We start from the raw sequence: 6,869 nt of genomic DNA on the forward strand, positions 1-6,869 counted from the left end.
CGGCCCTTGACCGGATCCCACTCGTTATGGGCCAGATGCAGGTACCGGACCGTCCCGGACTTGTTCTCCCGCTTCGTCGTCTTCACGTACACGACTCCAGACCATAGAGCCACGACCCAGGCCAGTGTAGGCAAATCGACGTAATCGCGTCTCTAGGCACTTTCCGCCCGTAGGCCTCACCCCGACCCGCTTACCAGCGCGTTCAGACCGGCAGACCCTCTAGGACCCCGGAATTACGTCGAACCCGGGGCCTACGTCGAAGGCGAACTGACCGGCGGAGACCGGCTGCCCCTCATCCGCCTCCGTTACGGCGGATCGGCCTCCATTTGGGGGTTCGGCCTCTACCTCGCCAGCAGCGGCACGTATGAGAACCAAATCCTGCCCACCGGCATGTCCGCCGGCACACCCCAAGAAGCCCTCGACTGCGCCTGCGACCTCTACCTCAGCCATTGACCCCTGAAGGACTTACGGGCGTCACCACTAAGGCCGCCGCCGCTGACTTCAAGATCTCGTTGGCCCGGCGCAGCTCACGGACCTCCCGTTCCAACTCAGCGATCCGTTGCGCGTCCTCAGTCGACGTGCCGGGTCGCTGCCCGCCGTCGATCTCCGCCTCGCGCACCCAACTGCGCAGCGCCTGACGATGCACGCCGAGTTGCTGGGCCACCCGAGCGATGGCTCCGGGCGCATTGCCGGTCTGCTCGCGGATCTCAAAGACCATCCGCACCGCACGCTCGCGGAGCTCGTCGGGGTACTTCCTGGGGGCTGGCATCGCGTGTGATTCTCCCTTCCGCCAGCACGATCATGCTGGCTTCAGGGCCTCCAACCAACCCGGACCGGTTTAATCCGTGGGTTCCCGAATTGATGGCGGGCTAATATCAGCCGGCAGCAGGAGATCACCACTTCAGCGACTGTGGGAGGCGAGAAAGCGCGTGGGCGAACTCCGAGTTGTCCACGCGCTTTCTCATGTCTGCTCGATGATGAAGCTTACGCCAGACTGCTGATCAGCAGGTGACGACCGTTGGCCGTGGGCAGCAGGTGATTGTGGTCGCTGGGTCGGTGACTGCCGACAGGCTAAGTTCGGCGGCCGTGGTGTAGGTGTCGTATCCGAACATCATTTCGATTAAAAGGGCGGGCAGATCCATTGAGCGCCTTTCTCTCCAGTCGGCCTCTTGAGGCGCGGATTGAGTGACACCCTGAAGGGTTACTGGGTGTCCCGATCAGGGGTTCGCGCGCGCGTGAGATTCCGCGCAGGGTTGGATGGATTGATGTTCGCACGCAAGAAGTTCTCAACGATGACATCTTCGAGCGGCATGGCTTGGTAATGCGCGCTAACAATCGCCTCCGCTAGGACACCTGCCCGATGTTGCCCGAAGCTAAGGCCGATCATCCCCGGACGATCGTCGCATGGTTCCCATGCCCATGCGATTCCGCGGCCAAGTGGTTCCGCGAGAAGCGGGGTCTCAGAATGTATACCTGGAAGTTGAGAGACCATCTGCGGTAGATTCTCAGCGATGTTTGCATCAGTATCGTTGAGGTAAGCCACGAAAGCGTCGCGGCGAGGGTAGAGCAGCTTCGATGACAGTATTTTTGCCTGGTATGGAACACGCATCGATTCAAGATACTGCAGTACTTGCGACCATACTTCCGGCGCGGCGTCCGGGTCGGCAACATGTATGTAGATTCGGAGGGTCCCCTGAATGCCGAGCTGGTCACAAGACCTATCTATCAGAAAAAAGCCGGGAGACAGCTTGGGGCGCAGAGCGGACATCTCCACGTTGACTGTGTCGCCGACCTTCCAGTCGGCAGCCTGAATTGCCTCAGGGGAAACCCAGATCCGAATTCCTTCTCGCCGTACAAGCACCTTGCCGGGGCCGCTTCTCGGCGGCGAATAGGAAGCTATGGTGGCTGCCGCAGATGTCCTAGGTTGCGGGACTACGGCTTCCAGCGCTTCTTCTAATACCGGGTCCTGTAGCTGCAAAAATGGCGCCTCGGCAGATTCTTTGCCAGCGTGCAGCATGTCGTAGAGCGCCCCAGCGAGCAAGCGTCGCATTTCGCGGGGCGTGTCCGCTTCGAGCTCGCGTTGCCCTACAAAAGACCTAAGGCAGTCGGGAGTGATGTGAACGCTCTGTAACGCTTCTTTCAGGCGTGGCGCCAATGGCCATTGCGCTGAGCTCATGATGCGGGTTCCAGGCCGAGAGCCTTCGCAAACCTTTCAGGCCTCAGCAGTGCAGTGCGCCCGACTCCTGCTGCAGCCCGCTGGATACTGGCAAGGCGCGAGCTTTGTTCTCCAGCTGCTAGAAGTCGATCGAAGAGGTGCCAGCCCGCGAAAGCTGTGGCCCGGACGCCAAGTTCTTTATCGGCATCGGGCCGAGCATTAAGGTAGCCCTTCCAGAAACTATGAGCCCGAGGCAGCAGCCGGCCTAACCTCTCCAACCCGCGTTGAAGCACTATATCATGGGTCATCTCCAGTCCGATGAACGCTGTGTCGCCGCCGCGATTAGTGATGATGTCCATAATGGCCCTTGAAATCCACTGGCCAATGAAGGACCCCACATCGCGCGCCGGGTCAGCCAATCTGAACTCTTCCCAGTCCGCCAAAAGAATGCTGCGGCCCGTTACTAAGAACTGGTCCATCCTCAGGTCGCAATGGCATGGGCTGCGTGGCGATAAAAGCTCCCACTCCCGAAGCCGCTTTATGGCGTTCAGCAGATGCTGATCGCTCTGCATTAGTTTCCACGCCTCCAGGGCGGCGGCTGTCGAATTCTCGAACACTGCCAGCGGAAGCCCCTCTAGATATTCGACTGGGGGGTGATGGGGGCTAGAGCGATCAATCCTATCCGAGGATGATAGCTTTGAGTTGTGCAGGTGTCCAATGATACCGCCGGCCTTGTAGGCCAGCTCGTCGCTGAACTCTTCATCGACCATCAGCTCGGCTCCACTACGGGAATCGGCAATGTATTCGTGTACAAGCGTGAAGGAGCGGCTCTGGCTTGCTAGAAGCTCTGGAGCAGGCACTTTCAAAACGCTACGGAGATCCTCGAAGGCAAGCGCTCGCTGTATTCTGTGACGCTTCTCGGCGTCGGCTCCATTGAGTCGCTTAACGAAGATCGCCACTCCCCTTTCTGTTACCGCAGCCCAGGACTCATTTCTCCCGTCCATGCGCCTGAGTGAAGCTCGATCTAGCCGGGGTAAGCCGTTCTCCTTCAGGAGCTGGTCGACATCGTCTAACCATAGTGATGAAGGACGTAGGAGCATGCTGCCACTACCTGTCATTTTGGTCGCCATATTCGCAATCCAGGCCTGGACGCGCCAGGGTTTCGGCTATGTCGATTAGAGTAAGCGCATGCACCGGGCAAATAGGCTTTCACGGTAAGCCAGGATGAGTGTACTGAGAAACGCGTTCGTCAGCCCTACACCCTTACTGTGCCATAAGCTCTTCGCATTTCACGTTGACCAGAAGGGCTTCCGCTGCGCGTCGCAGCAATGCAGGATCCGCCACAACCGTGGGTGGGCAGGTGTATCCCTGCAAAGCAGCGTCCCCAATCGCGATATCGGCGCTGAGCTGCTGCTGGACAAGCCTTGCCTTGTGGCGAGCAAGACCAAGCCCACAAAGCTGCTCAACGGCGCGCATCGCGTCCGAGAGCAGAGAGACCGTCCCCGGTGCCCATTGAGCCTGCCGCCAAATCGGTATCAATATATCGCCCTCCCTCATGCACCCGATGGATTGCTTGCACCAGATCCTCGGCTGAAGAATTGTCTAGGAAGCCGCTGATTCCTACAGCCATCGCGTCTCGTAGCAGGCCAGGCGTGCCGATACTCATGGAAAGAATGATCCTGCAGTGGCGGTTATTGTATAGGTTAGCGGCTGTAAGCCCTTCAGTTCCCAGCATTCCGACGCCTAGCACCATCACGTCCGGGCAATGCTTGATCATAGCGGAGGGGATTGCATCCGCTCGGCTGACTTGAGTCACGACGCGGATGTCCGGCTCCAGCTGTAGCAGCATCCTCAGCGTACTCGATAGTTCTTCATCGTCAGCCAACAGAACGCGGATCATGCCAGCACCTTAGCTCATCTGCCTACATATACCAGACCGGAGAGCTCAGACATTTTACTCGCCTTAGACCGAGCCCTCGTCGCCCGCCACAGTGAAGCTGATCGGCCGGTGCGTAAGCAGCTGCATCGGCGGTGCAACACGTTTCGGGCTTAGAACTGGCTCAAGTGCGGCTACCTCGCGGATGTAGAAGCTAACCCTTCTGCTTACTAATTTCCGAAGCTGCGCAGATCCCCATGCTGTCGAAGGGTGGACTGATGGCACTGAGTCCAAGAGATGTGCACCTCCGGATGTCACGTGCTTACAAATACGCCCTGGGCCGCCGCCAAGGCATCGAACGCCGGCGCAAGGTTGACTGCGGGCGGGGTAGCTGGGCTCTGCTCCGGTAATGATGCCCAATGGAGTCTAGACCGGCGAGCGGAGACGCGTTGAAGCCATTTCGTTGCACCCGACGTCACCATCCGAACTCGAGGCATCCAAAACGTATTCTTATCCACTTTCATCGCATATGGTGCGACCACCCACAGGGTGTGCAATGTAGATGAAAAAGGGTCAGCCAGTTAAAAAGTACACATATCGATAGAAGGCAACAAGCGTGATGTATATCACATTTACATGAGAGAGCTTGTCGTGTTCTCTGGATACAGAGTCCTGCCGGTATTTGAGAGACCGGCCCCAGACGGCTGTTGATCCGTGGACCTGGCCGGGCTGTCCTTTTGCGACTCCAGCGGATTGGAGGCGCTGCTGGCGGCCCAGCGGAAGATCACCGCTGCGGGCGGCACCATGGAACTGGCCCGCGTGCCCGCCGGGGTGAAGCGCATGCTGAGACTCGCCGGGCTGGCCGATGTCTTCACGATCCTGCGCCGTCCCCGTGTGGTCGTTCGGTGGGCCCGCCCCATCCGGTGCGCGCCGCTTCCTCCCGGCGGTATCCGAATGCGAGATCATCTGGAGGTATCGGAGGCACGGGCAGCCGTGGCTCCATCCTCGCTGGGCACCTCCATCAGCACACCACCCCGCGCAGTTGGGTGGGCTGCCCGTGATGAGCGGCTTCCGGTCGATCGGTGCACAGGGGAGTTGCCATTCTGGATTTCGGCAAGGTTGCCCAGCCGCACACCATGATCGCCGCGGCGTGCGGCGTGTGCATCGGCGAATGCTGTGGACGTCGCGCATACTCAAAACCCTAGGCGGGACTGTGACTGTCTGTAATAGGACAGTGACTCATTCAGGGCGACGTGGAGGGGAGCGCATATGGCCGAGCAGGGATGCGTGCGCTGGAAGCGCTTCGGTCTGATCTTCGTTCCCGTCGCGGCGGTGACATCGCTGCTCGTCGGGGCCACGGCGCAAGGAGTCATCGGCGCCACGTTCGTGGTGTCCGGCAACAGCTTCAAACTCTTCGCCGGGGAACTGCGCGGCCAGGGCTTCACCCTGGCCGGCGGCATGGACCGGACCGGGACGGGCCGAGCCGTCCCCGTCATCGTGTCCGACATCCGGCGGGCCGCCGTCACCGGGCTGTGCACGAGCGCGCTGGTGCGGTCACCCATCGGCACGGTGACGATGCGGCTCACCGGTGGCCAGGGGGCAACGAGGTGGACATCGACGACCTGGTGATCGACGTGGCGGTGGGACAGACCGCCGCCTCCATTCGCGACCTCGAACTGGGCCGGGACGCCGGCACCTTAGACGAGGTGCCGAGCGGCGGCGGGCCGGCCGGCACCTTCGGCAGCCAGGCCAGAGTGGTCACCCTCCGCAACGTCAGGCTGGGCGCGTGGGCCGTCACGGCCGCGACGTTCAGCCTGTCCGACCTCCATCTCAGGGTGCTGCCCGGCACGCACGAGTGCTACTGAGGCGGATCCGGCCCCGGCCTCGCTGATGGCCGTGGGCACGCGCGAGACGAAGGGCGGAAGATCATGAAGTCGTGGCGACGTTCCCAGCCGTTCTGGGGCGGGCTGTTCATCGTGGCGGCGGGGACCGAGCTGATGTCCATCCCGCTCGCGCTCGACTCGCTGCTCGCGGCCGTCATGTTCGGCACGGTGGGAGCCGGCTACCTCATCGCCATCACCTTGATCATCGCGGGCGTTCTCGCCTGGCTACAGCCCGGCCAGCGGATCTTCCTCGGCCTGATCGCGGTGCTGCTGTCGCTGGCGTCCTTCGTCTACTCCAACCTTGGCGGCTTCCTGCTCGGCATGACCCTCGGCCTGCTGGGCGGCATGCTGACGGTGGCCTGGACCCCGGTCGGCCAGCCCGCCGGCCGCCTCGACACCGTCACGGTGCGAAGCGTACTGACCGCGGCCCGGTCCTTCACCTCGCGCCTGGGCGCGGCGCGCTGGACGGCACCGACGCCGATGCCGATGCCGGGGATGGTGGTGTGCGTGATGTCCACGACCTCGTATCTGCCTCCGCGCTGCTGATGCGGCCGGTGGCGTGGATCGTAGCCGGGCCGGGGGTGCCGTGCTCCCCATACCAGTGCGCCAGGCGGCCGTCCCGGCCCACGGCCCGCAGTCGTCGTTCGACACGTTCCCGGGTGGCGGGGGTGGTGACGATGAGCACGTCGTCGCCTTCCCGTAGCATGGTGACGGGCTGCGGGACGATGGTCGCGCCGCCACGGACGATGAGGGTGACGATCGACGGCTTGGGCAGCCTCAGCTCGAAGATCTCCACCCCGTGCAGGCGGGAACCGGGCGGAATGGTGAGGGTGAGCAGGTCGGCGTCCAAGACCTCGAGCGGAGCCGATTCGATGTCCACCTCCCTGGCCTGACCCGGCTGGGTGACACCCAGCAGCCGGGCGATCATCGGCAGGGTCGGTCCCTGGATGAGGGT

The 6,869-nt window shown here is 61.9% G+C and carries 8 protein-coding genes and 1 pseudogene; 3 read left to right on the forward strand and 6 right to left on the reverse strand.

Going from position 1 to position 6,869, the window contains the following annotated elements; translation table 11 throughout:
* Window positions 1–442: 442 nt before the first annotated feature.
* The 5 genes from DP939_RS44945 to DP939_RS44955 all read right to left on the reverse strand — a co-directional run bounded on the left by DP939_RS44945 (window position 443) and on the right by DP939_RS44955 (window position 4,055).
* Entirely contained in the window at window positions 443–769 is a 327-nt protein-coding gene (locus DP939_RS44945; RefSeq protein WP_113986943.1) for a transposase, read from the reverse strand.
* Between the two features lie 232 nt (window positions 770–1,001).
* Window positions 1,002–1,142: an LxmA leader domain family RiPP gene (locus DP939_RS49620; protein WP_199565853.1), complete on the reverse strand. Its 141-nt coding sequence runs from the start codon at window positions 1,140–1,142 to the stop codon at window positions 1,002–1,004.
* A gap of 59 nt (window positions 1,143–1,201) precedes the next feature.
* Window positions 1,202–2,176, reverse strand: a complete 975-nt coding sequence (locus DP939_RS45880; RefSeq protein WP_147268433.1) for a T3SS effector HopA1 family protein — start codon at window positions 2,174–2,176, stop codon at window positions 1,202–1,204.
* Window positions 2,173–3,285, reverse strand: coding sequence for a class V lanthionine synthetase subunit LxmK (gene lxmK / locus DP939_RS44950; RefSeq protein WP_113986944.1), 1,113 nt, complete (start codon window positions 3,283–3,285; stop codon window positions 2,173–2,175). The genes DP939_RS45880 and lxmK overlap by 4 nt, the downstream gene beginning before the upstream one ends.
* 332 nt (window positions 3,286–3,617) lie before the next feature.
* The gene (locus DP939_RS44955) at window positions 3,618–4,055 is read right to left on the reverse strand and encodes a response regulator (RefSeq protein WP_113986945.1); all 438 of its coding nucleotides are present in this window, start codon (window positions 4,053–4,055) and stop codon (window positions 3,618–3,620) included.
* 690 nt (window positions 4,056–4,745) lie between these two features.
* Between DP939_RS44955 and DP939_RS49625 the strand changes: the two genes are divergently transcribed.
* The 3 genes and pseudogenes from DP939_RS49625 (at window position 4,746) to DP939_RS44975 (ending at window position 6,460) form a co-directional block, all read left to right on the forward strand.
* Complete coding sequence (locus tag DP939_RS49625) at window positions 4,746–5,171, forward strand: STAS domain-containing protein (RefSeq protein WP_113986946.1); 426 nt, start codon at window positions 4,746–4,748, stop codon at window positions 5,169–5,171.
* 129 nt (window positions 5,172–5,300) lie between these two features.
* Window positions 5,301–5,896 (forward strand): annotated as a pseudogene (locus DP939_RS48560) (DUF6230 family protein).
* Window positions 5,897–5,959: 63 nt separating this feature from the next.
* Window positions 5,960–6,460: a DUF6114 domain-containing protein gene (locus DP939_RS44975; RefSeq protein WP_113986949.1), complete on the forward strand. Its 501-nt coding sequence runs from the start codon at window positions 5,960–5,962 to the stop codon at window positions 6,458–6,460.
* On the opposite strand, the gene DP939_RS44980 is transcribed toward DP939_RS44975, so the two are convergent.
* On the reverse strand, window positions 6,351–6,869 hold a 519-nt coding region (locus DP939_RS44980; protein ID WP_318656353.1), incomplete at its 5' end, for a TrkA C-terminal domain-containing protein. The genes DP939_RS44975 and DP939_RS44980 overlap by 110 nt on opposite strands.

Origin of the sequence: Spongiactinospora rosea, assembly GCF_003315795.1 — a bacterium.
Classification (GTDB): domain Bacteria; phylum Actinomycetota; class Actinomycetes; order Streptosporangiales; family Streptosporangiaceae; genus Spongiactinospora; species Spongiactinospora rosea.